At 72.3% G+C, this 24102-nt stretch carries 26 protein-coding genes and 2 pseudogenes; 12 read left to right on the top strand and 16 right to left on the bottom strand.

The annotated features are described in order from the left end of the window. Positions 1 to 67: 67 nt before the first annotated feature. Both ACIQ87_RS31950 and ACIQ87_RS31945 read left to right on the top strand, forming a co-directional pair. Positions 68 to 265 (top strand): annotated as a pseudogene (locus tag ACIQ87_RS31950) (DUF6009 family protein); the annotation flags it as partial. Between the two features lie 54 nt (positions 266 to 319). Continuing rightward, entirely contained in the window at positions 320 to 580 is a 261-nt protein-coding gene (locus ACIQ87_RS31945) for a hypothetical protein (RefSeq protein ID WP_402413569.1), read from the top strand. A 361-nt stretch (positions 581 to 941) separates the two neighbouring features. Here ACIQ87_RS31945 and ACIQ87_RS31940 read toward each other — a convergent pair whose 3' ends face one another. Then, complete coding sequence (locus tag ACIQ87_RS31940; RefSeq protein ID WP_402413559.1) at positions 942 to 1370, bottom strand: CBS domain-containing protein; 429 nt, start codon at positions 1368 to 1370, stop codon at positions 942 to 944. Between the two features lie 330 nt (positions 1371 to 1700). Here ACIQ87_RS31940 and ACIQ87_RS31935 point away from each other — a divergent pair, with 330 nt between their 5' ends. Beyond that, positions 1701 to 2072, top strand: a complete 372-nt coding sequence (locus tag ACIQ87_RS31935; protein ID WP_402413557.1) for a DUF5994 family protein — start codon at positions 1701 to 1703, stop codon at positions 2070 to 2072. Between the two features lie 168 nt (positions 2073 to 2240). Then, positions 2241 to 2597, top strand: coding sequence for an ATP-binding protein (locus tag ACIQ87_RS31930; protein WP_402413555.1), 357 nt, complete (start codon positions 2241 to 2243; stop codon positions 2595 to 2597). 86 nt (positions 2598 to 2683) lie between these two features. On the opposite strand, the gene ACIQ87_RS31925 is transcribed toward ACIQ87_RS31930, so the two are convergent. Then, the gene (locus ACIQ87_RS31925) at positions 2684 to 2815 is read right to left on the bottom strand and encodes a hypothetical protein (RefSeq protein WP_402413552.1); all 132 of its coding nucleotides are present in this window, start codon (positions 2813 to 2815) and stop codon (positions 2684 to 2686) included. A 173-nt stretch (positions 2816 to 2988) separates the two neighbouring features. Further along, positions 2989 to 3147, bottom strand: coding sequence for a hypothetical protein (locus ACIQ87_RS31920; RefSeq protein ID WP_402413549.1), 159 nt, complete (start codon positions 3145 to 3147; stop codon positions 2989 to 2991). Between ACIQ87_RS31920 and ACIQ87_RS31915 the strand changes: the two genes are divergently transcribed. After that, entirely contained in the window at positions 3146 to 3847 is a 702-nt protein-coding gene (locus ACIQ87_RS31915) for a DUF5994 family protein (protein ID WP_402413546.1), read from the top strand. The genes ACIQ87_RS31920 and ACIQ87_RS31915 overlap by 2 nt on opposite strands. Positions 3848 to 3962: 115 nt before the next feature. On the opposite strand, the gene ACIQ87_RS31910 is transcribed toward ACIQ87_RS31915, so the two are convergent. The 4 genes and pseudogenes from ACIQ87_RS31910 to ACIQ87_RS31895 form a co-directional block, all read right to left on the bottom strand. After that, on the bottom strand, positions 3963 to 4196 hold the full coding sequence (locus tag ACIQ87_RS31910; RefSeq protein WP_402413545.1) for a hypothetical protein: 234 nt from the start codon (positions 4194 to 4196) through the stop codon (positions 3963 to 3965). A gap of 68 nt (positions 4197 to 4264) precedes the next feature. Then, positions 4265 to 4756, bottom strand: a complete 492-nt coding sequence (locus ACIQ87_RS31905) for a DUF5994 family protein (protein ID WP_402413542.1) — start codon at positions 4754 to 4756, stop codon at positions 4265 to 4267. A 139-nt stretch (positions 4757 to 4895) separates the two neighbouring features. Continuing rightward, positions 4896 to 6109 (bottom strand): annotated as a pseudogene (locus ACIQ87_RS31900) (PP2C family protein-serine/threonine phosphatase). A gap of 388 nt (positions 6110 to 6497) precedes the next feature. Then, positions 6498 to 7337, bottom strand: coding sequence for a helix-turn-helix domain-containing protein (locus ACIQ87_RS31895; protein ID WP_402413539.1), 840 nt, complete (start codon positions 7335 to 7337; stop codon positions 6498 to 6500). A gap of 143 nt (positions 7338 to 7480) precedes the next feature. Between ACIQ87_RS31895 and ACIQ87_RS31890 the strand changes: the two genes are divergently transcribed. The 4 genes from ACIQ87_RS31890 to ACIQ87_RS31875 all read left to right on the top strand — a co-directional run bounded on the left by ACIQ87_RS31890 (position 7481) and on the right by ACIQ87_RS31875 (position 10390). Continuing rightward, positions 7481 to 7858 carry a VOC family protein gene (locus ACIQ87_RS31890; RefSeq protein WP_402413536.1) on the top strand — a complete coding sequence of 126 codons (378 nt, stop codon included), beginning with the start codon at positions 7481 to 7483 and terminating at the stop codon, positions 7856 to 7858. Between the two features lie 26 nt (positions 7859 to 7884). Then, entirely contained in the window at positions 7885 to 8304 is a 420-nt protein-coding gene (locus ACIQ87_RS31885; RefSeq protein WP_402413534.1) for an SRPBCC family protein, read from the top strand. 295 nt (positions 8305 to 8599) lie between these two features. Next, positions 8600 to 9805 carry a hypothetical protein gene (locus ACIQ87_RS31880; protein WP_402413531.1) on the top strand — a complete coding sequence of 402 codons (1206 nt, stop codon included), beginning with the start codon at positions 8600 to 8602 and terminating at the stop codon, positions 9803 to 9805. Between the two features lie 174 nt (positions 9806 to 9979). Continuing rightward, positions 9980 to 10390: a VOC family protein gene (locus ACIQ87_RS31875; protein WP_402413529.1), complete on the top strand. Its 411-nt coding sequence runs from the start codon at positions 9980 to 9982 to the stop codon at positions 10388 to 10390. Here ACIQ87_RS31875 and ACIQ87_RS31870 read toward each other — a convergent pair. Both ACIQ87_RS31870 and ACIQ87_RS31865 read right to left on the bottom strand, forming a co-directional pair. Next, a complete protein-coding gene (locus tag ACIQ87_RS31870; protein ID WP_402413526.1) occupies positions 10387 to 11142 on the bottom strand; it encodes a helix-turn-helix domain-containing protein in 756 nt (251 codons plus the stop codon). The two genes, ACIQ87_RS31875 and ACIQ87_RS31870, sit on opposite strands and share 4 nt — an antisense overlap. A gap of 95 nt (positions 11143 to 11237) precedes the next feature. Continuing rightward, on the bottom strand, positions 11238 to 12752 hold the full coding sequence (locus tag ACIQ87_RS31865) for an MFS transporter (RefSeq protein WP_402413523.1): 1515 nt from the start codon (positions 12750 to 12752) through the stop codon (positions 11238 to 11240). A 303-nt stretch (positions 12753 to 13055) separates the two neighbouring features. Between ACIQ87_RS31865 and ACIQ87_RS31860 the strand changes: the two genes are divergently transcribed. After that, complete coding sequence (locus tag ACIQ87_RS31860) at positions 13056 to 13820, top strand: TetR/AcrR family transcriptional regulator (RefSeq protein WP_402413520.1); 765 nt, start codon at positions 13056 to 13058, stop codon at positions 13818 to 13820. Between the two features lie 92 nt (positions 13821 to 13912). Here ACIQ87_RS31860 and ACIQ87_RS31855 read toward each other — a convergent pair whose 3' ends face one another. Both ACIQ87_RS31855 and ACIQ87_RS31850 read right to left on the bottom strand, forming a co-directional pair. Then, a complete protein-coding gene (locus ACIQ87_RS31855; RefSeq protein ID WP_402413517.1) occupies positions 13913 to 14686 on the bottom strand; it encodes an isocitrate lyase/phosphoenolpyruvate mutase family protein in 774 nt (257 codons plus the stop codon). Continuing rightward, positions 14683 to 16077, bottom strand: coding sequence for a hypothetical protein (locus ACIQ87_RS31850; RefSeq protein ID WP_402413514.1), 1395 nt, complete (start codon positions 16075 to 16077; stop codon positions 14683 to 14685). The genes ACIQ87_RS31855 and ACIQ87_RS31850 overlap by 4 nt, the downstream gene beginning before the upstream one ends. Before the next feature lie 199 nt (positions 16078 to 16276). On the opposite strand from ACIQ87_RS31850, the gene ACIQ87_RS31845 reads away from it, so the two are divergent. Continuing rightward, complete coding sequence (locus tag ACIQ87_RS31845; RefSeq protein ID WP_402413513.1) at positions 16277 to 16972, top strand: ArsR/SmtB family transcription factor; 696 nt, start codon at positions 16277 to 16279, stop codon at positions 16970 to 16972. 93 nt (positions 16973 to 17065) lie between these two features. Here the strand turns inward: ACIQ87_RS31845 and ACIQ87_RS31840 are convergent, their stop codons facing one another. From ACIQ87_RS31840 to ACIQ87_RS31825, 4 genes are all read right to left on the bottom strand, one after another. Then, on the bottom strand, positions 17066 to 17575 hold the full coding sequence (locus ACIQ87_RS31840; RefSeq protein WP_402413510.1) for a DinB family protein: 510 nt from the start codon (positions 17573 to 17575) through the stop codon (positions 17066 to 17068). Positions 17576 to 17627: 52 nt separating this feature from the next. Then, positions 17628 to 18425, bottom strand: a complete 798-nt coding sequence (locus tag ACIQ87_RS31835) for a VOC family protein (protein WP_402413508.1) — start codon at positions 18423 to 18425, stop codon at positions 17628 to 17630. Positions 18426 to 18549: 124 nt separating this feature from the next. Then, on the bottom strand, positions 18550 to 20976 hold the full coding sequence (locus tag ACIQ87_RS31830; RefSeq protein ID WP_402413505.1) for a germacradienol/geosmin synthase: 2427 nt from the start codon (positions 20974 to 20976) through the stop codon (positions 18550 to 18552). 199 nt (positions 20977 to 21175) lie between these two features. Then, complete coding sequence (locus ACIQ87_RS31825; protein WP_392868396.1) at positions 21176 to 21523, bottom strand: DoxX family protein; 348 nt, start codon at positions 21521 to 21523, stop codon at positions 21176 to 21178. A 264-nt stretch (positions 21524 to 21787) separates the two neighbouring features. Here ACIQ87_RS31825 and ACIQ87_RS31820 point away from each other — a divergent pair, with 264 nt between their 5' ends. Continuing rightward, entirely contained in the window at positions 21788 to 22438 is a 651-nt protein-coding gene (locus ACIQ87_RS31820; RefSeq protein WP_402413502.1) for an HhH-GPD-type base excision DNA repair protein, read from the top strand. A 136-nt stretch (positions 22439 to 22574) separates the two neighbouring features. Here the strand turns inward: ACIQ87_RS31820 and ACIQ87_RS31815 are convergent, their stop codons facing one another. After that, positions 22575 to 24101 carry an MFS transporter gene (locus ACIQ87_RS31815; protein ID WP_402413499.1) on the bottom strand — a complete coding sequence of 509 codons (1527 nt, stop codon included), beginning with the start codon at positions 24099 to 24101 and terminating at the stop codon, positions 22575 to 22577. Between the last annotated feature and the right edge of the window lies 1 nt (position 24102).

Here is a 24102-nt window from a genome sequence, read left to right as displayed (position 1 = left end):
GGTTGGTGCTGGTCATCAGGGGTGAAACTCCTACTCGGGCCCTCTCAGGCTAACCCGACAAGGCGGGATGTCTCACCCAAGGCTGACAGAGAGGGAAGCGCCTTTTCGGTTCGCCCGTCGCGTCTTCTGGATCAAGGAGCATGACCGCTCAGAGCAGCCAGATGGCGCATACAAGGACTGTGCCCCATCCGAAGGCGTAGATCCCCGCACCGTCGCCGCCGGAGTGTGGGGCGAACTCACCGAGCGCGCTTGGGGAGGACCGCTGCCAACCGCCAGCACGCGATCGGCCGCCACCCCCAAGTCCGGACCTCAACAGAACTTGATCAAGGTCGGCGAGTCACTGGCGAGCGGCACTGCGTTCATTGGGGTGGCGCCAACCAAGCGAGGTCTCGTCGACGTCTTCGTCGACTGCGCGAGCGGGAGCCAGCTCGGCGACGGCAGCTATGTAGTCTCGGAGGTGCTCCCGCCTGACCAGGCGCGCGAGCTCCTCACCAAGATCATCTTGATAACCCCCTGGCTCCAGGAAGCCCTTGCACTCTCTGCGGTGGATGGATGGCTTGCCGGTGACTTTCCGAATTAGGCCCCTCGGCCGTCATGGTCTGCCGCAGCTGGTCGCCTGGTCTCAGTTTTGGTCTCATTCACCCCTGTCCGACCAGGTTCACCCGCCATCCGGCGGCTCGCGCCGGCGCAGGTCAGGACGGGTGTGAACCCCGGCGGACGGGGTTCGGGAGAATTGGAAAGCGTGTTGGGGGCAACCCCTCACGAGTTCGAATCTCGCATCCTCCGCCTTTGCCTAGCAAGGCAGTTGAAGGCCCCGACCGGGTTCCTGGTCAGGGCCTTCTCCGTGCCGTGGTCTCAGTTTTGGTCTCAGTCCGTCCGAACGGCGCCACGAACGCCCGCTGGGATGCTTCGGGAAGCACCTTCGGCTCTGACCGACGGACTCACGGGGTGGTGACCGCGTCCAGGACTCCCGCCGCACGGCTGGCGGTGAGGACGCCGAGGAGGTAGCCGTCGTCGTCGACGACGGGCCAGACGGCCAGTCGCTTGACCCGCATCGCGATCGCAGCCAGCGACAGGCCCATGCTCGGCCAAGCGAACGGGCCGCGCTGATGGGTAGTGGTACTGACCGCGGTCCGCTCGGTGTACCAGGAGCCGGTCAGGAAGGGGTGGAGTCCGGTGCGGGTGACCAGTCCCTCACACCGGCCGTTGTGGTCGCGGACGACCAGGTAGTCGATGTGGGCGCTGCGGAGGATGTTGTCGGCCTGGTCGACAGTGCTGTCGTCGGCTATCTGGTAGTCGCAGGGGTCCATGGCGTCGGCGACCGTGAGGCCGTGGCCGGGCCGTACCGGGTGCGGGGAATGAGTGGTCACGGTGTTCACCGTTGCCCGTCTCCGGGCCGCCGGGGCTGCCCGGAACGTCCTTCACCCAGAACGAAGCCGGAACGGGTACCGGAATGCGGAATGCCCTGGATGCCTCCGATCCTACTCCTGGGCTTCGCAGCCCGAGGGAGGCTGCCGCGGAGTACCGTGGGAGACAACCGAGGACATTCCGCATGCCGGTATTCGCGCTGGTGTCGCCCTAGGTCATGACAGGTCCCTTGCGGACCGGACGGGCGGCCCGACATGATGCCGATCCCCCTCCCTACCCCTTCCTCGCCCGGGCCGTGGTCCGTGCCCGGCGCTCCGCTGCTACCGCGCTTGATGCTGGAGCCGACGATGTCGCGGGACGGGATGTTCGACGGGGCGTGGTGGCCCCGTTCCACTCACCTGCTGGCTGAGCTCCCTGACCTGATCACCGCACTCGGCGCCCACCTGGGCCGGATCGTCCGGGTCGGCCTCGACACTGCGTCCTGGCGCGAAGCTCCCCGGTCCGTCGTGGTCAACGGGCTCATGATCAGGATCGGCTGGTTCGCCGGCAGCGATGCGACGATCAGCATCACCCGGGGGTTCCAGGACCACTTCCTGCTCCTGGTGGTGCCGCCTCGCACCGATGCGCGAACAGCCTCGTCGGCAATGGCCGGGGCTGCCGCGACCGGCAACCACACCCCGGCTGCCGAACTCCTGCTCGGGTGATCAGCCTGGTCCTGCCAACCAGACCCCGTCTGATTCGTGTCGCCCTGGACGCAATGGGTAGCCGCCATGGTCAGAGACGGATCTGCGAGTGCGGGGCCCACCATGTGCGCTTCATCCCCAACCGGCCGGCAGTTCCGACTGGCATTCCGGCCACACTCGGACAGGGTCGTGAGCCGTGGCCGAGACTTCGCCCGTCAAGCGCTCGCCAGATGGCACCTGCTCGCCCCGCGGCCCGGCCTCGTCGTCGACCACCTCGCCGGGGACGCCCTCCTGGTCGTCAGTGAACTCCTTGCCAATGCCTGTCTCCATGGCTATGGACCCCGCGAACTGGTCCTCGAACACCGCCTGGAGTACCTGTGCATCGCGGTTGCCGACCACAGCCCCACCCCGCCTCACCACCGCACCGGCGAACGCGGCCGGCCCGACGGCCTCGGGCTCCTCGTCCTCGACCGGCTCACCACCGACTGGGGCGTCGCCCCCGACGACGACGGCAAGATCGTGTGGGCCCTCCTGGGCACGCACTGAACGGCGCCACCCCGAAGGGCCTCCGGACCGGCGAGCAGTCCGACGCGAACGTCGGACTGTTCCCGAGCCGAAGGCCGCTGACGAAGCTACGCCGCGCTTTCACCGTGATCGTCAGCGTCATCGGTCACTCCAGGCACGCTGCCCCACAGCGCCTTGCCGATCTTCCTGCCGACGTCGTTGAGCATCGGCTCGGTGACATGCTGGTAGCGCTGGGCCATCGAGGTCGAGGTATGGTCTCGGACTTTTCCGGTCCACCTGTTGGAAGGGCCCACCGACACCGTCCGGGTGGGTAGCGCCCGGCGCGAACAGCCCCAACTGCGCCGATGGCTCCGCAGATCGCCCGGTTACGCCACCAAGTCTCAACCGGCCAGGGCTCTCGCGAACGATAGAATCAGCCGTCGCGGCCATGCCAGGTCCAGGCCGGACCAAGAGTAGCCTGGACATCACCGAAGGCATTTCGCATGCCGGCACCGGACACTGGCGTCGTCTCCGGCGAACGGCTATCCCGGACCCAGGCCAGAGCCGGGCTCGGAGACAGGTTCTTGATCATGACTGCGATCCTCGACCGTGCGACGACGCCCGTCATTCCGGAATCCCCCTTGCGGCTGTCCATGGCGCCCGACGGCGTGCGGGCCGGCCGACTGGACGGAGCCTGGTGGCCCCGGTCGCGTGACCTTCTTGTCGAACTCCCCTCCCTGATCGCCGAGCTCGACGAGCGGTGGGGCCGGGTCACCCGGATCACCGTGAACCCCGCGCAGTGGCCGCTCATCCCCCGGCGCATCCCCGGCGCGGGCCACACCGTCCGCGCCGGCTGGTTCAGCATCGAGCAGGACAAGCACATGATCATGGTCTGCTCGTACATCCCGCGCCGGCTGAACCTGCTGGTCGTCCCGCCGCAGACGAATTCAGTCGATGCGGCCCGGCTGATGACCGAGGCCGCAGATCCCGCGAACACCAGAAGCGCGAGCGAGCTGCTCGCTGCCAGGGCGGGGGCCCGTGAGGCACAGCCGGAGGCCCGTTCCGACTTCATGCCGCTGGCCGTCGCCCCCGCCGACGGAGCTCGGGAGGCCGAGCGCCGAACGGGTCTCGCCCGGCTCCGGGCCGACTCCTGGCCGGCACCTGACCGCTCGGCCTCGGCCTGGGCCTCCGCCCGCTGGGGCGGGCCGTCGTACTTGCCCATTCGCGGTGGTACGGACCCCACCCACCGCAGCTCTGCCCGTGGCTGCCCCGAACAAGTTGAAGGAGGCTGAATTCGGCACTGGCCTTCCGGCAGGAAGGCCGGTCCACGCGCCGCTGACCAACCGGGTCACCGCCGCCGAGTGCGTTCCTGTGGTTCGTCCGGAGCGGATCGCCGTCAGTACTCCGTCAGTACTCGGAGCCGCTTCGCAGGTAGGTACCCGCCACCTGGAGCCACGCCCCGGCGCTGAAGCACGCCTCGATCCGGTGTGGGGTGTCCTCGAAGACCCGCAGAACGCGCAGCGCGCCGCTCGGATGCAGGTCATACTCGAAGGCGACACCGTCCGCGCCGTCCTCGTACTGCAGGTCCAACGGCCCCTTCGACGGCTCTGCCGGTGCCCGGGCCTCGGTCGAGAGTTTCACGTAAACGGACATCTCCGTGTCCCGCCTTCCTGTCTGCCCGAGGAGCCACGCCCGCGGTGCTGGTCCTATCAGGTCGCATCCGCCGGTGGCTCGGAGCCGATGCCGGTGGCAAGGAGGATCTGCTGCGCCGAGTCGGTTCCGCCGGCCTCGATCGCGCGTGCCATCGCGGCCAGCGCCGCGTCCTGGCTCGCCTGTGGGGGGACGACGAGCAGGCTGAAGTGGTCCCGGTCGCCACGGGTGATGATCACTGTGTCGTCGCTGACCGGGTACTGGTCGATATGCACCGACCGGCCGTCGACCACCAGCCGCGCCGGGACGTCGTCCCAGGCGTCCGTGTCCAGTCCGACACTCGCGATCGGGCCGAGGTGCTCGGTCAACGCATGTACCAGGCCAGGAAGTTCGGCGCCGATGTTGCGCGAGTGCGGCCACCATGCGCCGTCGAGCGCACCCTCACGCGACTGTGTGGTCTCCAGGCGCAACACGACCGTCCCCGGCTTCGCCGCCTGCCGGAAGCGGTCGGGCAGCAGCCCCGGGTGGAAAGCACTGGTCTCGTCCGACATGGCTCGCCACCTATCCGCGGACGCAGGGCCAGCCCGCTGACGCCGGGCGACGCGCCGCCGTCGGCTGCGGCACCGGCCACCCCGGCATTCCCACGGTACTCCGTGCCTCACCCGGACCGGTCCGGCTGCGGTCGGCGTCTCAGCGCCACTCGATCAGGAACAGGGTGGCGTCGTCACTCGTGGGCCCGCCCCGCTTCTCCTTCAGGGCGTGGGAGAGCGCGCGCACCACGGCCCGCACCCCGTCCTGCGAGCGTTCGACGCGGTTGACCGAGTCGATGAGCTGTTCCTCCCCGAACTGCTCGCCGCCGGCCTCGCGCTCCTCGACCAGGCCGTCGGTGAAGCACAGGACCCGGTCGCCGTTCCGCAGCGTCCGCTCGCTGATCACTGGCTCCTCACCGCCGGACCCCACCAGCAGGGTGGTTGCGCTCTCCAGCCGCTCGACGACGACGTGGTCGCGGATCAGCAACGGCGTAGGGTGCCCGGCGTTGACCCACTGCAGGTGGCCGGTCGCGGTATCCAAGCCATCATCTGCGCGGTGACGAAGTGGTCGGGGCCGAACTGCTCGGCGATGGCCCGGTCCATGAACGCGTAGATCTCGGCCAGCCCGATGTCCGCGCGCCGGGCGTGCCGGTACGCGCCGATGGCGACGGTCGCCATGGTGGCGGCATCCAGTCCGTGGCCCATGGCGTCGATCGTGGCCACGTGCAGGAGATCGTCGTTGAGCGCGTAGTCGAAGCTGTCGCCGGCCACCTGGTAGGCGGGTTCGAGGATGCCTGCCACCGCGACCTGCGGGACGGTCATCGACAGCGGCGGCAGCAGCGACCACTGGATCTCCGCGGCGACGCTCATCGGTTCCAGGCGCCGAGCCTGGAAGATCCGGTCGGTGTAGCCGGTCTTGGTGACCAGCAGGTCCGCGACCATGCCGGCGAACCGGCGAAGGAGCCGCCGGTCGTCGTCATCGACGCCATCCAGCGTGAGGGCCAGCACCCCGACCTCGTCGCCACCGTCCGGTAACGGCAGGTACACCCGCACCCCGTCGGCCAGCGGCACCTCGACGGGGACACCACGCAGAAAGGCCTCACCCGCGGGCGAGCCGTCGATCGGAACCGGCTCCCCAGCAGCCAGCCCCCAGCCGGGCAGCGGCACCAGCGCCAGCTGGCCGTAGTCCTGCAGCAGGAGGGCCCGCTCTCGACCGCGGATCCTCGTCACTGCTTCGGCGACCAACGGACCGATGAGCCGGGGCGGCAGCTCATGGGCCTGATCGAGCAACGCGCCCAGCAGGTGTTCGCCGGCTCCCTCCGCCCGGCCCAGTCGGCGCTCGCCGTCCCTGCTCACCGCCGCCTCCTCCCTGATCCGTGCCACCGGTGCGGGCGCGATCAACCCCGACACCCCGGTGCGGTTCACCGGACCGGTCCTTCCATTACGCCCGACGGCAGCCCGTTACGCCCCCGGTCACGACCCCAGGCCGCCGCAGAGCACAGCCGACCCTGGTTGCAGTTCTGGTTGCATTCACCCCCGTCCAGCACCGTTCAGAGATCGGCCGACGGGTCGCTCCGCCGCAGGTCAGGACGGATACGGACCTCTCCGGACAGCGGGACGAACAGTTGGAAAGCGTGTTGGGGGCAACCCCTCACGAGTTCGAATCCGTATCCTCCGCCTTCACGAAGGCCCCGACCGCATCACGCGGCCCGGGCCTTCGTCGTTCCGTGGTCCTGTTTCTGTTCGACTCCGCGGCGGCCCGTCATCCGACCGTCAGCCGATCCTCGTCCCGTTCGCCGGGTGCCAGCAGGCGGCGCAGGGCGGTCGGGGTGTGGCCGAGGTGGCGGCGGAGGGTGCGGGTGAGGTGGGCCTGGTCGGCGTAGCCGAGGTCGGCGGCGAGGACGCTGAGGCTGGACTCGCCGGCCTCCAGGCGGTCGAGGGCGCGGCCGATGCGCACGCGGTGGCGGTAGTGGGTCACCGAGACGCCGAGTTCTCGCGGGAAGGCGCGGCTCAGGCGGTAGGGGGAGACGCCGAGGAGGTCTGCGAGGGAGATGAGGCTGACGGAGGCGGGGTGCTCGTCGGCGATCGCCTCGCGGGCGGCGGTGACGAGCGCCCGGTCGCGGGCCGAGGACCCCGCCGCGGGCGTCGGCCCGGGCACCGTGCGGGCGACAGCGGTCGCGAGCAGGGCCAGCAGTTCCTCGGTGACGGCGTAGTCGACGTCCCCGGAGCGGGCGGCCGCGAGCATGCGCCGGTGGGCGAGGTCGAGCGGGGGATCGACGTAGACCGTCCCCGCCGAAGGCCCGTTCCCGTCCCCGGCCAGGGAGCGCCAGAGCGCCGGCGTCACGCTGATCGACGTGCAGTGGTCGCCGCCCGTGGGATGGGCGAAGCTCTCCTCCTCCCCGGGGGTGCCGACGTAGGCGAGGCTCGGGTCGAGGTCGGCGGCCGCCCCGGCGGCCTGACGGCGGAAGCGGCCGCGCCGCACCAGCACCACGCGGTGGTCGCCGCGGACCTCGGGAGGTGACCAGCGGGTGTGGTCGCTGCGGCAGGCGACCGCGCTGATGTCGAAGTCTGGCCGGGTGGCGACGGGTCGGACGGAGAGCACGGTCCGCACGGTACGGGGCGGGTCCGACAATCCCACCCCCGCAAGGATGTTCAAGACCCGGGCGGGGCGGCCGGGCGAGGCTCTTCCCCGAAGCCCACGGGGCTTCCGGTCGTTCACGATCCCGCGATGTCAGGAGTCCGCTCATGCCCGTTCTCGAACAGCTCACCACCGTGGTCGTCGACTGCGCCGACCCGGTCGCGCTCGCCGACTTCTACCGGAAGGCCACCGGCTGGGAACTCACCCACAGCGACCAGGACTTCTCCTCCCTCAGTGCGGGCAGTGCGGGGCCGGGACTGGCTTTCGTCCGCGTCGAGGGCTACCGGACGCCGGGGTGGCCCGAGGAGAGCGCCCACCTGCACCTCGACTTCACCGTCCCCGACCTGGACCGCGCGGTCGAGGAACTGCTCGCCCTCGGGGCCTCCCGGCCCGCCTTCCAGCCGGGCGAGGGCCAGTGGGTCGTCCTCACCGACCCCCAGGGCGGCCCCTTCTGCCTGATCCCCGCCACGACCGCCACCGACTGACGGTCCGAGACGAACGGAGAATCCCCGTGGCAACCATTCACCGAGACGTCCCGATCGACGCCACCCCCGAAGAGATCTGGGCGGCGATCCGCGACTGGGGTGAGGTCCACCGCAGGCTCGCCCCCGGCTTCGTCACCGACACCCACGTCGAAGGCGACGTCCGGTTGGTGACCTTCGAGGACGGCACGGTGGTACACGAGCTCATCGTCTCGCTGGACGACGACGCCCGGCGCATCGCCTACGCGGTGGTGGGCGGCTCCCTGAGCGTCTTCCACCACCACGCCTCCATGCAGGTGTTCGCCGAAGCCGGCGGCCGCAGCCGCTTCGTCTGGATCACCGACGTGCAGCCGCACGGCCTGGCGGAACCCATCGCCACGATGGTCGACCGGGGAGTCCGGACGATCCGGAAGACGCTGGAGGCCACTGCCGCCCCCGCTTCCCGATGACGTCGGGGTCCGACGTCCGGGCGCTGATCCGCGGCTTCGCCTCCGCGGCGAGCTGACGGGCTCCTCCGGGCCACGCGCCCGAGAAGCCCGTGGTCACGGCTCGAATCTCGTGTCCTCCGCCTCCACGAAGGCCCGGACCGCACCACGCGGCCCGGGCCTCGGTCGTCGCCCGCCGCGCGTTCCGGCGACCGGAGCGCGGGGCCGCCCCCTCCCCCTCGGGGTGTTGCGGACATGCTCAAAGCGCCCCTAGCGTGAGTGGCCCCGTTGATCCACTCACACGGAGAGGCACGCCTTGATGATCCGTCACGTCAGAATCGCGGCACGAGCGGTGCTGGCAGCCGGCCTGCTCGTCACCGGCGCGCTCGCCGGTGCGCCTCCGGCGGCGGCCGCCACCGCGCCGACGGCCCTGGCCGCGTCCGACTACACCCTCACCGCGGACTACCACCGGTTCGACACGCTCAACTCGGCCCTCGTCACGACGTTGGGCACCTCCGCCGTACACACGGTGATGGAGAACGCGAACCACACCCGGCAGGCGCTCCCCTCGTCCTTCTCCGTCGCCGGCCTGTCCACCGGCTTCCGGTTCGACGACGGCGACAACTCCGACTGCCAGAGCGTCCCGCAGGGCATCACGACGAGCCGGGACGCCGTGGGGACGACGAACAGCGGCAACTACGACGGCCACCAGCTCGTGCTGGTGAGCTGGTACACCAAGGACGGCTGCGACGGCGCCCAGCAGCGCAGCCGGATCACCCTGGCCGACTGGGACGCCACCTACCCCAACACCTATCGCAAGATCCTCCTCGTGGAGCCGACCGGCACCGCGGAGGCGCCGGACTTCAAGGACATCCCGATCCACGCCGGCGGCGTCTCCTGGTACGGCGACCACCTCTACGTCGCCGACACCGGGCGCGGGATGCGCGTCTTCGACATGCGCAAGATCCTCAACACCGACACCGGTGGCACCGCCGACCAGATCGGCCGCCAGTCCGGCACCACCTACTACGCCCACAACTACGCCTACGTGCTGCCCCAGGTCGGCACGATCACGGCGCAGACCACCGCCGCCGACAAGCTGGTGTGGTCCTCGGTCTCCCTCGACCGGGTCAGCAAGTCGATCGTGATGGCGGAGTACACCTGCCAGTCGGGCTGCACCGACTACCCCAACCGCCCGCCGAGGGCCGTCCGCTTCCCGTTCGCGACCGGGGCGACGACGTTCGCCGCGACGACGACCGCCAGCCAGGCCCTCCAGCTGCCCTGGTACAGGCTCAACGGCGTGGCCTCCCACAACGGCCGCTGGTGGTTCAACTCCTCGGGACAGAAGCAGCTCTACTACTGGACCCCGACCGCGGGCCCCGCCACCTTCGCCTGGGTGAGCGGCGGCGAGAGCCTCTCCTACTGGGAGGACACCACCAACCCCGACCTGCTGTGGTCACTGCAGGAGACCACGGGCGGACGCAACGTCTTCGCCGTGACCCAGAGCACCTACGGCGGCGGCTGAGCCCCGGGCCCGTGACGTGGCCGGTCGGGCCCGGAGCGGGGGAGACCGGCCTGCCCGACCTCACGTGCGCCCGCCCCGGGCCCCGGCACACCGCCGGGGCCCGGGGCGGCGGTCGGCGGTGGGTGTCCGATTCGTTCAAGACCGGGTGGGTGGCGGGTGTCTAGCGTGGCGGGCATGGACAGCACACGTGTACCGCGGTTCGCCTTCGTCGGGTTGGCCGTTTCGGATGTGGCCGCGTCGGTTGCCTTCTACCGGCGGTTGGGGGTGGGGTTTCCCGAGGGGGCGGAGAAGGAACCGCACGTCGAGGGCGAGTTGCCGGGCGGGCCGCTCCTGGTGCTCGACGCCGAGGCCACCATCCGGTCGTTCCACCCCGGTTGGCGGCCGCCGAGCGGCGGGACCCGGACGGCGCTGGCGTTCCGCTGCGGGAGTCCCGCAGGGGTGGACGCGCTGTACGGGGAGTTGACCGGCGCCGGGTACCACGGGGAGTTGGCTCCGTGGGACGCCTTCTGGGGGCAGCGGTACGCCGTGGTGCACGATCCGGACGGCAACGGGGTGGATCTGCTCGCGCCCCTGCAGGGGAGCTAGCGGCGCAGCAGTGCGGTCACCGGCAGGCCCGCCAACTGCCGTACGTCGCGGGCCAGGTGGGCCTGGTCCGCGTAGCCGGTGCGGGCCGCCGTGTCGGCCAGCGGGACGCCGGCGCGGGCGAGTGCCAGGGCGCGCTGCATGCGCAGGATCCGGGCGAGGGTCTTGGGGCCGTAGCCGAAGGCGGCCAGTGAGCGGCGGTGGAGTTGGCGTGCTCCGAGGCCGACCGTCTCGGCCGTCGCGGCGACGGAGCGGCCGGCGGCGAGCGAGGCGGCCACGGCACGGACCAGGGGGTCCTCGGGCCGGGCCTCGGCCGCCAGCCGCAGCGCCAGGGCCTCCAGGGCGGCGGCCGGGTCGGCAGCGGCGTCGACGCGTTCGGCGAGGCGCCGGACTTCGGAGGATGGCCGCAGGTCGGCCAACTCGACGCGGCGGTCCAGGAGTTCGTTGGCGGGGACGCCGAGTAGCGCGGGGGCGGCACCGGGGCGGAAGCGTACGCCCGCCCACGGGCCGCACAGCGCGGGGTCGGGGTGGAAGGCGCGGGTGTCCGGTCCGGCGACCAGCAGCCGGCCCTCCGTCCACAGCAGGTCCATACAGCCGTCGGGCAGGACGGGCGGTGCGGGTGGGACGTGCGCCGCACGGGCGGGCGGGGCGGCCCCGGCCCGGGTCGCGCCCGTACGCCCGACGGCGCGCTTGGTCCACACGACCGCACCGGGCAGCCGGGACGCGCGCTCCTGGTACGCGGAGGACGAGTGCATGGCGTGAGGCTACGCGCCGCGGGCCGGGGGCGCGCGCACGCCGACGGCCCCAGCCGCGTAGGGGCGGCCGGGGCCGTCGGGCCCGGAAGGGGAGGTCAGCCGACCGGCGAGGACGCGGGCTCCACCGGCTCCTCGGCCCCCGCGTCGGGGCCCTTCCGCCCGTCGCGCATCAGCACCAGGGTGAGCGCCGCGGCCGCGACGACCGCGAAACCGCCCACCGTGAAGGTGGTGGAGGTGGCGGTGTTGAACGCCTCCCGGGCGGCCGCGACCAGCCCGCCGTCCCCGGTGGAGCCGGCCACCGCGAGCGCGCCGGTGATGTCGTGGCGGGCGGCCTCGGGGGCGCCGGCGGGCATCGCACCGGTGTAGGTGCTGGAGAGCACGGTGCCGAGGATGGCCACGCCGAGCGCCGCGCCGGACTGCTGGATGGTGTCGTTGAGCGCGGAGCCGACGCCGGCGTGCTCGCTGGGGATGGCGCCCATCAGCGCGTTGGCGGCGGCCGGCATGCCGAGGCCGGAGCCGATGCCGAGCACCAGCATGGCCAGGGCGACCTTGGTGAAGCCGTCGCCGACCGAGAGGGTGGCCAGCAGCCCGAAGCCGCCCGCGATGATCAGCATGCCGATCGAGGTGAGCACCCGCGCCGGGACCTTCTTGCCGAGCACCGCGCCCAGCGCGTTGAACACCAGCGAGGCGATGGCCAGCGGGATGAAGGCGAGGCCGGTGTCGGTGGGCGAGAACTCCAGCACGAACTGGAGGTACTGGGTGAGGACCAGCATCAGTCCGCCGGTGGCGAAGGTCAGCAGGACGAGCGAGAAGCTGGCGCCGGTGAAGACCCGGTTGCGGAACAGCTTCAGCGGCACCATCGGCGAGTCGGTGCGGACCTGACGGACGGCGAAGCCGACCAGCGCGGCCACGGCGAGGAGGAGTGCGCCGAGGGTGCTCGGGCTGGTGAAGCCGTCCCGGGGCACCACGATGATCGACCAGACCAGGGCCGCCATGCCGACCATCGACAGCACCATGCCCAGCAGGTCGGGGCGGCGCCACGGCCCCTTGGACTCCGGCATCAGCAGCACCGCGGCGACGATGGCGACCGCCGCGATCGGCACGTTGAGCAGGAAGACCGCGCCCCACCAGAAGTGCGCGATCAGCGCGCCGCCCAGCACCGGACCGCCGACCAGGCCGATCATGGCCACCGCGGTCCAGGCGGCGATCGCCTTCGGGCGCTCCTCGTCGTCGAAGACGGTGATCAGGATGGAGAGCGTGCTCGGCATGACCAGCGCACCGCCGACGCCCATCAGGACGCGCCCGGCGATCAGCTCACCGGGGCTTCCGGCGTACGCCGCGACCAGTGAGGCCGCACCGAACAGCACGAGGCCGACGATCATCACCTTCCTGCGTCCGAAGCGGTCCGAGAGGCTGCCCGAGGTGAGCAGCAGGCCGGCGAAGACCAGGATGTACGAGTCGATGATCCACTGGATGTCCTGCGCCCCGGCCTTGAGGTCCTCCGCGATCGGCGGGATGGACACCGTGAGCACCATGTTGTCGATCACCAGCACCAGGCTGCTCAGGCAGAGCACGACCAGGATGAGCCAGCGCTGTGGATGACGTTCCACGGCGTTTCCCCCTTTGGACTGCGGATGAACTCCGGATAGGGCGCGGGCCGTCGGCCGCGCGGAAGTCGTCGCGGGCACACCGACCTCCGTCCCCTGGGGTACGGTGTGCGCCGCTCCGAACACTGTACGGACACCGCACACTGTTCGCAACGGCGCACGCCGTTCGATCTACGCACGATGTTCGGAGTTCCGTACATCGTTCGGCCTCCGCACGCTGTTCGCATCGCCGTACACTGTTCGCAGCAGCCGGTGCGGGCTGCGCCGGACCGGACCGGGTCCGGACGACTGGTGAGGAGGGCCCACATGGCGGCCAAATCAGAGGACGGTACGACCCCGGGCATCCCCCTGCCCTGGAACCGGCCCCAGCGGCGGCGGGAGCAGCCCGCCCTCAGCCGCGAGCAGATCGTCGCCGAGGCCTTCGCGCTGCTGGACTCCGACGGCATCGAGGCGCTGAGCATGCGCAAGCTCGCCGCCCGACTGAACGCCGGCGCGACCTCGCTCTACACCCACGTCGCCAACAAGGACGAGCTGCTCGCCCTGGTCGTCGACCAGGTCTTCGGCACCCTCCCGCGGCCCCGGGCCGAGGGCTCCGAGGATCCGAAGGTCTGGCGCGCGACGGTCATGGAGTGCGCTGAGAGCATGCGCGCGGCCGTCCTGCGCCACCCCTGGATGGTCTCGGTGATCGGCGACATCGGGATGGTCTACCTCGGCCCCAACTGGATGCGGCTCTCCGAAGCCCTGCTGGCCGTGCTGGAGACGGCCGGCTTCGAGGTCGGCCAGGCGAACGACGCGATGAGCGCGGTCATGGGCTACACCATCGGGACCGCCGCCGTGGAGGCCTCCTGGGTGAACGCGCTGGCCCGCAGCGGCCAGGACGAGCAGGAGTGGATGAACCAGCTGCTGCCCGCCGTCATCGAGGCCACCAGGGACTTCCCGCGACTGCACCGGCTGTACACCACCGAGGTTCCGGACGAGGTCGCCGCGGGCCGGGACAGCGGCTTCGCCCGCGGCGTCAACGTCATCCTGGACGGGGTCGAGGCGACTCTGGCCGCCAGCCGCCAGGCCTGAGGCCCCCTGCCCCTGCCCCTGCCCCCGGGGGGACTCGACTCCCCTCGGGGGCTCGACTCCCCCCGGGGCAGGCAGCTTCACCCTGGGGGTGCTCAACTCCCGCTGAGCGACTGCACCTCCGCGTACCCCGGCACCGGACCGACCGGCTCGCCCGCCGCGACAGCCGCCGCCGTGGCCACCGCCGCCGCCAGTGCCGCGCGGTACAGCAGCGAGCCGAGGCTGACCCGGGCCACCCCGAGCGCGGCCAGCTCGGCGAGGCCCGGGCCGGCCGGCGTCCAGAGGATGTTGAGCGGGACGGCGACCGTGCCGACCAGCCGGCCGATGGCCGCCGGATCGGACAGCCCGGGGACGAACACGCCGTCCGCGCCCGCCTGCTGGTAGGCGTCCAGGCGCCGGATCGCCTCCGTCTCGGGGGCGTCCTGCCCGCACCAGTAGGTGTCGGTGCGGGCGTTGACGAACAGCTCCGGCGCGGCCGCCTTCACCGCCGCGACCTTCGCGGCATGACGGGCGGACGGGGTCAGCGAGCCGTCCGCCCGACCGTCCTCCAGGTTGATGCCGACCACCCCGGCCGTCGCCAACTCCACGGCCAGCTCGGCGACTTCGTCCGGGTCATCACTGAAACCGGCCTCCACGTCGACGCTGAGCAGGAAGTCGGCGGACCCGAGCCGGCGCGCCAGCCGTACGGTCTCCGCGCGGGTGGCGGCGGCGCCGTCGGGCAGGCCGGCGACGGCCGCCACGCCCAGGCTGGTGGTGCCGATCGCGGGGTGGCCCTGGGCGGCGAGGGCGAGGGCCGAGGCGTGGTCCCAGGCGTTGGGGAGCAGCAGCGGGCGGCCGGGGCGGTGGTGCAGGGCGGCGAAGGGGGTCACCGGGTCGTCTCCATCGGGTCGTTCGTACGGTCTCCGGCGACGCCCGCCGGCTCGGCGGTCGCGCCTGCCGGCTCGGCGGTGGCGTCCGTTGGGTCGGCGGTCGCGCAGGACGTGCCCCCGACCGATTCCGCGTAGTAGTACCCCGCCTCGGCGACGTGCCGGACGAGCTCCCGGAAGCTCCAGCCCGTCCCCGGCGAGTCGTCCAGCCGTTCGTCCGCCAGCGCGGCGATCCGCTGCGACCAGATCGCGGCCAGCCGGGTCAGCCGGCTGCGGGCCTCGTCCAGGTCGGCGGTGGTGAACGGGGCGAGATCGGCGGGGGTGGTGACGCCGGAGGCGTGCCAGTGGTCGGGCTCGGTCGGCCGGCCGGCCAGCCGGGCCTCCAACTCGGCCAGGTGGTCCAGGAGATGGTCGGCGATGCGGCGAACCGCCTTGTGCGGCACGTAGGTCCGCCCGTCGGCGTTGACGATCGGGCGACCGTCCCAGGCGGTCCAGTCCGCCGCCAGCGCGAGCACGTGGTCGACCATCGTCGGTACCAGAGCGGCGAGTTCGCCCTTTCCGAGGTCCCGTACGGACGGCGGCGCAGCAGCGGGGCCATCGGTGTCCGCCGGATCGGAGGCGCCGTACAGGATGCCCTCGGCGATGACCAGGGCCTGCGAGCGGCCCGGGCAACTCCTGGGCGGCGCACCGAAGGTGAGCGCGACACCCGCGGGCGCGCCGGACTGGGCGGCCGGGATGTCGAGCAGGACGAGCGTCCCGGCCGGTACCGCGACCCCACCGAGCTCGGTCGCCCGGACGGCGAGCCGGCGCATCGTCCGGATCGGCGGGTCCGCGCGCAGTACGCCGGCCAGACTGTCCCCGTGCCCGCGGGCACCCTCGACCAGCGCGGCAGTGGCGTCGCAGGCCTGGACGAGCAGGCCGATCCGGTTCGCGGCGGCCTCCTCGTCCCCGTCCCCCATCGCGGGCAGCAGCCGGGTGACCGCCGCGTCCTCCGCCGGGGAGTGCGGGCCGTCGGCGAAGTACGCCCGGGAGACCGTCGCGACGTCCCGCGCCACCGCCTCCGGGTCGGCCAGGCCGAGCTCCGCCGCGAGCACCCGGACCACCCGCAGCCGGACGTCGGGCTCGAAGCCGGCGGCCGCGGCCACCCGCAGCCGGTCCGGGTCCAGCCGCTCCAGGTCGGCCAGCACCAGCGCCCGGCGCCGGTCGTGCGGCGCGCCCGAGCTGAACCGGGCGACGGTGGAGCGCAGCCAGGCCACCGTGCCGGGGGCGGCGCCGGGCGCCGCGGGTTCGGCGGACGGCGGGACCAGCGCAGGGTCGGCCAGCGCCGCCGTCACGTCGTCGTAGCGGGAGAAGGTCACGGTCGCGGGGCCGGCGACCGCCGTGGTTTCGCTCATGCCGCCATCGTGGCCCCGGGTCGTTTCGGCGCCGGCCGAACCGTGCCGGGGCGATCCTGGAGGCATGTCCCCGGCTCCGCTCCCCCACGCGGCCCCGCCCCGGCGACCGCCCCGGCCCCAGCACGCGGCCGCGCCGGCACCTCCGCATGCGACCCCACCCTCGACCACACCCCCGTGCCCCGACCCCGACCATGGAGGCATGACGCTAGCCGCCTTCGCCGCCCTGCTCGCCGACCCCACCCGCGCCGCCATCTGCACCGCGCTGCTCGACGGCCGCGCCTGGACCGCCGGCGAGCTGGCCCGGCACGCGCGCGTCGCGCCGTCCACGGCCAGCGAGCACCTGTCCCGGCTGATCGCGGGCGGGCTGCTGGCCGAGGAGCGGCAGGGCCGGCACCGGTACGTCCGGCTGGCCACGCCCGCGGTGGCCACGCTGATCGAGGACCTCACCGTCTTCGCCGAGTCCGGCCCCGGCCGCGCGACCGCGCCCCGGACCCTCGGCGAGGCCACCCGGCTGAGCGCCGAGGCCCGCGCCCGCACCTGCTACGACCACCTGGCCGGCCGCCTCGGCGTCGCCGTGTCGGACGCGCTGCTCGCTCGCGGCCTGGTCACCGAGGAGGGCGGGCTGGCCGTCACCGAGCGCGGCCGGGACTGGCTGGCCGCGCAGGAGATCGAGCTGCCGCCGCGCTCGGGCCGCCCGGGCGGGCGCCCGGTGGTGCGTGGCTGTCTGGACTGGACGGAGCGTCGCCCGCACCTGGGCGGGGCGTTGGGCGCGGCGCTCTGCCGGGCCGCCCTGGACCGTGCCTGGGTGGAGCGGATCGGCTCCGGCCGGGCGCTTCGGGTCACTCCGGACGGCGGCCGGGCGCTGCGTGAGCTCCTCGGCGTCGAGCTGCCCTGAAGCATCGAGCCACGCTGAAGCGTCGAGCCGTCCCGAAGCATCGAGCCGCCTGGCGGCGGGGGCGTCCACCCGCCCCGACCGCCCCCGCCCCGCTCAGCCCATCGTCTTCGCCCCGTCCAGCGACTCCCGGATGATGTCCGCGTGCCCGGCGTGCTGCGAGGTCTCGGCGATCAGGTGCAGCACCACCCGCCGGGCCGACCAGGCCGTCCCCGGCGGGAACCAGGGCGTGACCGGCAGCTCATGGGCGAGGCCGAGGTCGGGCAGGGTCCGGATCAGCTCGTCCGTCTCGTGCGCCACCCGCTCGTACTCGGCGAGCAGTCCGGCGAGCGTGTCGCCCTCCGCCATCCGGAACTGGGCCGCCCAGGCGTCCGCGTCGCCGGGGCCGTGCTCCCCTTCCCTGCCCCGCATCGCCTCCGCGCCGCCGGTGACGAACCGCGCCCATCGCGCCTCGACCGCCGCCACGTGCTTGATCAGTCCGCCGAGGCTCAGCTCGCTGACCGTGGTGCGTTCGGCCGCCTGCGCGTCGGTGAGGTCTCGGACGGTGCGCCGCAGCAGACCGCGGTGCTTGTCCAGCGTCTCGACGAGTTCCTCGCGCTCACCCATCAGCAACTCCCCTCGGTCGCACCGTCGTTCAGCACGCTACCCGCCCGCCCCGTCAGGCCTCCACCGTCTTCGGCTGGTCGCCGACCGTCCGTCCGAGGTCGATCAGCCCGAAGGCGGCGCCCTGCTGGTCGCCGACCGCCGCGAACCGGCCGAACGGGCTGTCCATCGGCCCGAAGTACACCTTGCCCCCGCGCTCCGTCAGCCGTCCGATCGCGGCGTCGGTGTCGTCCACCGCGAAGTAGATGCTGACGTACGAGGGCGCCTCGGGCGGCAGGAAGTCGCCCTCCGCGCCCATCCGGCCCAGCACCGGCCGGTCGCCGACCTGGAACAGCCGGTAGTCGAAGTCCCCGCCCTCCATCTTCCGCACGCCGTACGGGAACACGGCCGGGAAGAAGGCGTCCGCCTTCGCGGGCTCGCGGGTCACCAGCTCGGCCCAGCTGTAGGCGCCGGGCTCGCCCTGCTTCTCGAAGCCCTCGTGCCGCCCGGCCTGCCAGACCCCGAACACCACGCCCGCCGGGTCCTTGGCGATCACCATCGTGCCGAAGTCGCCGACCTGCAGCGGCCCCATGGCCACCTCCCCGCCGTTGGCGCGGATCCGCGCCGCGGTGGCTGCGGCGTCCGGCGAGGCCAGGTACAGGCACCAGGCGGACTTGGCCTCCGCGCCGGGCATCGGCGGAACGATCGCTGCGACCGCCTTGCCGCCCGAGTACGCCTGGGTGTAGTTGCCGAACTCCGACGAGCTCTCGCCGAAGGTCCAGCCCAGCACGTGGCCGTAGAAGGCCTTCGCACCCTCCAGGTCGGTGAACATCGCGTCGGCCCAGCAGGGTGTGCCCTCAGGTAGCGCAGCCATCTCTCTGCCCTCGTGTGTGGCGAAGTGCGCGCGCCGGGGGGCGCGTGCCGCCCCCGGTTCGCCAGCCTAGCCACGACGCGGCGCACCCGCACGGGATGGCCCGCGCGGGTGCGCCCCGGGGACGTCAGCCGCCGGCCGACAGGCGCAGCGAGGCCGTCCCCAGGCCGGTCGGGCCGAGCGGCACCGCGGGCACCACCGAGGCCGTGGGCACCGTCGGCGTCTCGGCGGCGGCCGCCGTGGCCGCCCGCCGGGCCCGCGAGGCCTCCGCCAGGTCCCGTCCCGCGCCGAAGTGCCGCTCCAGGTCGGCCGTCCCGTACCGCCGGCAGCCCTCGTGCCAACTCAGGATTCCCGCGAGCCAGTTCCGCAGCTCCGCCACGTACCCGTCGAGCAGCTCCCGGGCCGTCTGCTCCAGCCCGAAGTCCTCGTACATGACCGGGAGTTCCTTCTGCGCGACGTGCTGGAACTGGTCCAGTCGGGAGTGCATCAGGTCGTCGACGATCCGGACCGCCGATTCGTAGTCGCAATTGAAGAAGTTCTGCACCACCAGGACGGTGTTGTGCAGCTCGCCCTCGTACTCGACTTCCTTCTGGTACGAGAAGAGGTCGTTCATCATGCACGCGTAGTCCATCGCGGAGCTCTCCAGCGCGCGCATCGAGCCGTGCTCGTACACCTCCGGCGGCACCGACTCCCCGTGGCCGAGGCGGGAGAGACTGGTGGTGAGCTCGGAGCCGAAGGTGGAGCGGCGCATCTCCAGGTAGTCCACCGGGTCCGGGATCCGGTTCTGGATCTGGTTGGCCAGCTCCCAGATCCAGCTGTCCAGCATCGCCTCGACCGCCGTCCGGAACCGGCCCCTGGCCTCGACGGTCATCGGGCCGGCGGTGCGCTCCCAGATGTCGGCGAGGCCGCGCTCCAGCGCGTTGGCGGGCTCCGGTGCGGGGGTGCCGTCCACCGGCATGAACAGCGACAGCCGCGCGTTGGCGGCCTTGGCGCCGCCCAGGTCACGGGTGTGTCCGAAGGCCCGGGGGTAGTAGTCGTCGGCCCAGGTGCCCCAGGCCAACCAGGCCGAGGCGATGTCGAGTTGGTCGGCCGTGGCGTCCGGGTGGATGCCGGCCGCGCAGAGCGGGAGGTCGTAGTCGCGCATCGACGCGGCGTCCCAGATGCCGGACGCGGGGGCGCCCGGCTCCGCCGAGAGCAGTCCCATCCGCTCCGCCCACTCGACCACACGCTCCCGGGCGCCGTCCAGGTGGGGGCTCAGCCGGAGCTCGTACGGCAGCCTGAACTCGGGCAGCCTGGAGGGCCCGACAGCCTGGTACGGCACATAGCCGTACGACCGCGCCCGCCGCCCCTCCGGGCCCGCCGCGCCCCTGGCCACCGCCGTCGCGCGCTTCCCCACCGCGGCCGCCGGGGCCGCAGTGGCCGCTGGGCCCGGCGTGGCCGTGCTGCGCAGGATGTCCAGCGCCGAGGTGCCGATGCCCCCGATCGCGTACTGGTCCCACCAGTTGCCACCCCCGGACCCGCCCGATCCGGGCGCCACCTCACCGCCCGAACCACCGGCCGCCCCACCGCCGTTCATGTACCGACTGGAGCGCAGGTGCCACTCGTGCCCGCCGGACTGCCAGTCCTGGAGGCCCTTGACGTACGCCATCACCCGGGCGCGGCCCGCCGGGTCGAGCCCGGTCTCCGCGAACAGCACCGGCAGTTCGGTGAACACGGTGTTCTCGAACTGCTGGAGCCGAGAGGTGAGCAGGTCGTTGACCGCCTCGGCGGCCTCCTGGGTGGAGCACTCCAGGAACCGCTCCAGCACCAGGACGCCGTTGCTCAGCTCGCCCTCGTCCTCCACCTCCCGCTGGTACGAGAAGATGTCGTTGCGCAGGTGCACGCCGTCGGAGAAGGCGTCCATCAGCACCCGCAGCGCCCGCGAACCCGACACCTCCTGCGGCACCTCGGCGTCGGCCGCGTACTCGACCAGCTGCGCGGACCAGGGCGCGCCGCCGACCTTGCGGCGCATCTCGATGTACTCGACCGGGTTCGCCACCCGGCCCTCGCCGATGTTGGCGAGCTCCCACAGCGACTCGTCCAGCAGGTTCCGGGTGCTCGCGGCGAACCGGATCCGCCAGTCCTCGCCCATCGTCGGCACGGTGCGCCGCCACAGGTCGGCCAGCCCCGCCTCGACCGGGTTCTCCGGCTCGGGCAGATCCGCGCCCGGGTCGGCCGGCATGAACAGCGGCAGCCGGTCGAGGTGGGCCTTGCCCGCCTCGCGGTCGTTGGTGCGCTTGAACATGTCGAGGAAGTAGTCGTCGAAGAAGAAGACCCACACGTACCAGTCGGTGACCAGCGACAGCGCCTCGGCCGACGCGTCGGGGTGGGTGTACGCGCAGAGCAGGCCGTAGTCGTGGGCATCCAGGTCGGCCTGATCCCAGATTCCTGATCCCTCCAGCATCCCCATCTTCCGGGCCCAGGCGGTGGAGTGGGCCCGTGCCTCGTCCAGATGGGGGTTGAGGCGTGCCGGGTGCGGCACGTAGAAGGACGGCAGTTCGAACGGCTGGGTCACGGCGGGCGGGCCTTTCTGGACGCTTCGAGTGGACCAAGAATGACGCGCAGTCAGCTCACCGCACCGGCACAACAAAAATAGTCATATGAAATGACTCGCTACCCCCGTCCGAATCCACCCACCCGGCCGAGCGCCCTTCCGGCCCCCGCACACCCCGACAACCGCCCCCACACGCAAGGCCCGCAGGGGCGGCCCCGGTTCAGGACGCGAGGCCGAGGGCGAGGGAGGCCGCGGCGGGCGCCAGGTAGAGGAGGGGGAAGGGGACGTGGGCGTAGGCGCGGGCACGCAGGACGGTGAGCACGGCGCCGAGGAAGTAGAGGACCACGCCGACCGCGGCCGCGTAGCCGACGGCCGGGACGGCGAGGCCGGCCAGCAGGCCGAGGGCGCCGGCCGCCTTGGCGACACCGAGCCAGGGCCACCAGGCGCGCGGGACGCCGTAGTCGGCGAGGGGCTTCACGACGTACTCGGCGCCGGCGAAGACGGAGTAGGCCGAGAAGCCGACCATGAGGGCGCCGAGGACGGTGACGACGGTGTGGGCGACGGACATTGGAGTGCTCCTCGTTCGACGGCTGTTCGGTTCGACACTCCCCTGACCCGCGACACCCGACGGATGTGACGGACGCGGGCAAAAAATATTCCGCGCCACTCCGCCGTTGTCCTCGACAACCGCTCCGCCAACGAACTATGCAGCTCTGGCAAGGCCTTGAAGAGACAAGACTTCCCCGGTCACGGGCGTGTTGACTGCGTACGGCAACGCCGCTTCCACCAGACTGGGCGCCGACCCGACGTCAACTCCGAGGAGGGCAAGCCCATGAACGTCACCGTTCGGCTCGCACAGCAGCCCGAGGCCGACGAACTGCTCGGACGCAGCGCGCTCGCCGCGCTCGTCGGCATGCTGCTGGACCAGCAGGTCCCGATGGAGTGGGCGTTCACCGGCCCGCTGACCATCGCCCAGCGCCTCGGCCACGACGACCTGGACGCCCACGAGATCGCCACCTACAACCCGGAGGAGTTCGTCGCGCTCCTCTCCGCGAAGCCCGCGGTCCACCGCTACCCGGCCGCGATGGCCAAGCGGGTGCAGCAGCTCTGCCAGTTCCTCGTCGCGCAGTACGACGGCGACGCCGCCGCGCTCTGGAAGAACGTCCGCACCGGCAAGGAGCTGCTCAGCCGCCTCAACGCCCTGCCCGGCTTCGGCAAGCAGAAGTCGCAGATCTTCCTGGCCCTGCTCGGCAAGCAGTACGGGGTACGGCCCGAGGGCTGGCGCGAGGCGGCCGGGGTGTACGGCGAGGAGGGCGCGCACCGCTCGGTGGCCGACATCACCGGGCCCGAATCCCTCACCCTGGTACGGGAGTTCAAGCAGGAGGTGAAGCGCGCGGCGAAGGAGGCCAAGGCCGCCGCCAAGCCGCGCACCACCACCCGCGCGTCCGTCGCCTCCGCCGCCGCCCCGACCGGTGCGCGCTGATCACCGACCGACCCGATCGGCCAGAACGATCAGACCGGCCCACCCGACCGCCCACCCCGCCGGCCGGGCCCTCCCAGAGCGCGACGCGGGCCCCGGCCGCGCCGCGCGACCGGGGCCCGCGTACGGGAGCACTCCGTCAGAGCAGGACCGGCTCCTGCTCCTCCGCGGTGGAACCGGCCGAGCCGTCGGCACCGACCGATCCGGCCGCCGACCCGGCCACCGCCCCGGCCGACCCGGCCGCCTTGCGCCGCCGCGGCAGCGCGAACATCAGCAGGAACACCGCGAGCAGCACCCCGGCGACCCACCACATCGCGTGCACGAAGGCCCCGCCGAACGCCGTCCCGAGCGCCTCCGGCGCGACCACGTCGTCCATCGCCCCGAAGAAGGCCACCGAGACCAGGCCGAGCCCGAGCGCGTTGCCCACCTGCTGCACGGTGTTGATCAGCCCGGACGCCGAACCGGCGTGCTCGCGCGGCACCTCCGCCAGCACCGCGTCGGTGATCGGCGCGACGATCAGCCCCATCCCGAGGCCCATCACCACCAGCGGCAGCGCCATCTGCCAGGCCGTGATCGCCGTCCCGTACCGGTCCGCCTCCCAGATGTAGACGAGCACGCCCGCCGCCATCACCAGCGCGCCGGTCTGCAGCACCTTCCGCCCGAACCGCGGCACCAGCTTCTGCACCGACAGCCCGGCCGCCGTGGAGACCGCGATCGAGAACGGGATGCCGGTCGCACCGGCCTTGAGCGGGCTCCAGCCCAGCCCCACCTGCATGTAGAGGGTCCAGACCAGGAAGTAGATGCCGAGCGCCACGCCGAAGGCCAGCTGCACGCAGATCCCGGCCGCGAAGGACTTCACCCGGAACAGCGCCAGCTCCACCAGCGGCGAGCCGTCCCGCCGCGTCTTGACCCGCTCGTACACCACGAACAGCGCGAACACGGGCAGGCTGCCGGCCATCGACAGGTAGCCCCACAGCGGCCAGCCGGCCTCCCGGCCGTGCGTCAGCGGGTAGATCAGCATCAGCAGGCCGAGGCTGGCCAGCGCCACGCCCACCAGGTCCAGCTTCAGCGCCTGGTCGGCCTTCGACTCGTCGATGAAGCGGCGGCCGAGCAGCAGCCCGGCGATGCCGACCGGCAGGTTGATCAGGAAGATCGGACGCCAGGCCAGGCCGAACAGGTCCCACTCGGTGAGCAGCGCGCCGATCAGCGGACCGGAGACCGCGCCCAGGCCGACCACGGCGCCGAACAGGCCGAACACCTTGCCGCGCTCCTCCGCCGGGAAGGTCGCGTGGATGATCGACAGCACCTGCGGCACCATCAGCGCCGCCGTCCCGCCCTGGAGCAGTCGGGTCGCGATCAGCATCTCCGGGCCGGAGGCCAGTCCGCACAGCGCCGAGGCCAGCGTGAAGCCGCCGATCCCGATCAGGAACACCCGCTTGCGGCCATGGATGTCGCCCAGCCGGCCGCCGGTGATCAGGCCGATCGCGAAGGCCAGCGCGTAGCCGCCGGTGACCCACTGGATGGCGCTGAAGGAGGCGCCGGTGTCCTGCTGGATGCTCGGGATCGCGATGTTGACGATGGTCACGTCCACCAGGTCCATGAAGGAGGCGACCATCACGATCGTCAGCGCGATCCACCTCCGCCGGTCCGCTGCCGCGGTGCTCATT

Source organism: Kitasatospora sp. NPDC096204 (assembly GCF_044763205.1).
In the GTDB taxonomy this organism is placed as follows: domain Bacteria; phylum Actinomycetota; class Actinomycetes; order Streptomycetales; family Streptomycetaceae; genus Kitasatospora.
Note: the sequence above shows the minus strand (reverse complement) of the source record. Positions and strands in the feature narration are given on the sequence as shown.

Coding starts and splice junctions, on each gene's coding strand:
- ACIQ87_RS31935 (WP_402413557.1), top strand. CDS start 1,701: ATGCTGGAGCCGACGATGTCGCGGGACGGGATGTTCGACGGGGCGTGG.
- ACIQ87_RS31925 (WP_402413552.1), bottom strand. CDS start 2,815: ATGGCCCAGCGCTACCAGCATGTCACCGAGCCGATGCTCAACGACGTC.
- ACIQ87_RS31915 (WP_402413546.1), top strand. CDS start 3,146: ATGACTGCGATCCTCGACCGTGCGACGACGCCCGTCATTCCGGAATCC.
- ACIQ87_RS31920 (WP_402413549.1), bottom strand. CDS start 3,147: ATGATCAAGAACCTGTCTCCGAGCCCGGCTCTGGCCTGGGTCCGGGAT.
- ACIQ87_RS31905 (WP_402413542.1), bottom strand. CDS start 4,756: ATGTCGGACGAGACCAGTGCTTTCCACCCGGGGCTGCTGCCCGACCGC.
- ACIQ87_RS31890 (WP_402413536.1), top strand. CDS start 7,481: ATGCCCGTTCTCGAACAGCTCACCACCGTGGTCGTCGACTGCGCCGAC.
- ACIQ87_RS31880 (WP_402413531.1), top strand. CDS start 8,600: ATGATCCGTCACGTCAGAATCGCGGCACGAGCGGTGCTGGCAGCCGGC.
- ACIQ87_RS31875 (WP_402413529.1), top strand. CDS start 9,980: ATGGACAGCACACGTGTACCGCGGTTCGCCTTCGTCGGGTTGGCCGTT.
- ACIQ87_RS31870 (WP_402413526.1), bottom strand. CDS start 11,142: ATGCACTCGTCCTCCGCGTACCAGGAGCGCGCGTCCCGGCTGCCCGGT.
- ACIQ87_RS31860 (WP_402413520.1), top strand. CDS start 13,056: ATGGCGGCCAAATCAGAGGACGGTACGACCCCGGGCATCCCCCTGCCC.
- ACIQ87_RS31850 (WP_402413514.1), bottom strand. CDS start 16,077: ATGAGCGAAACCACGGCGGTCGCCGGCCCCGCGACCGTGACCTTCTCC.
- ACIQ87_RS31845 (WP_402413513.1), top strand. CDS start 16,277: ATGACGCTAGCCGCCTTCGCCGCCCTGCTCGCCGACCCCACCCGCGCC.
- ACIQ87_RS31840 (WP_402413510.1), bottom strand. CDS start 17,575: ATGGGTGAGCGCGAGGAACTCGTCGAGACGCTGGACAAGCACCGCGGT.
- ACIQ87_RS31835 (WP_402413508.1), bottom strand. CDS start 18,425: ATGGCTGCGCTACCTGAGGGCACACCCTGCTGGGCCGACGCGATGTTC.
- ACIQ87_RS31825 (WP_392868396.1), bottom strand. CDS start 21,523: ATGTCCGTCGCCCACACCGTCGTCACCGTCCTCGGCGCCCTCATGGTC.
- ACIQ87_RS31820 (WP_402413502.1), top strand. CDS start 21,788: ATGAACGTCACCGTTCGGCTCGCACAGCAGCCCGAGGCCGACGAACTG.
- ACIQ87_RS31815 (WP_402413499.1), bottom strand. CDS start 24,101: ATGAGCACCGCGGCAGCGGACCGGCGGAGGTGGATCGCGCTGACGATC.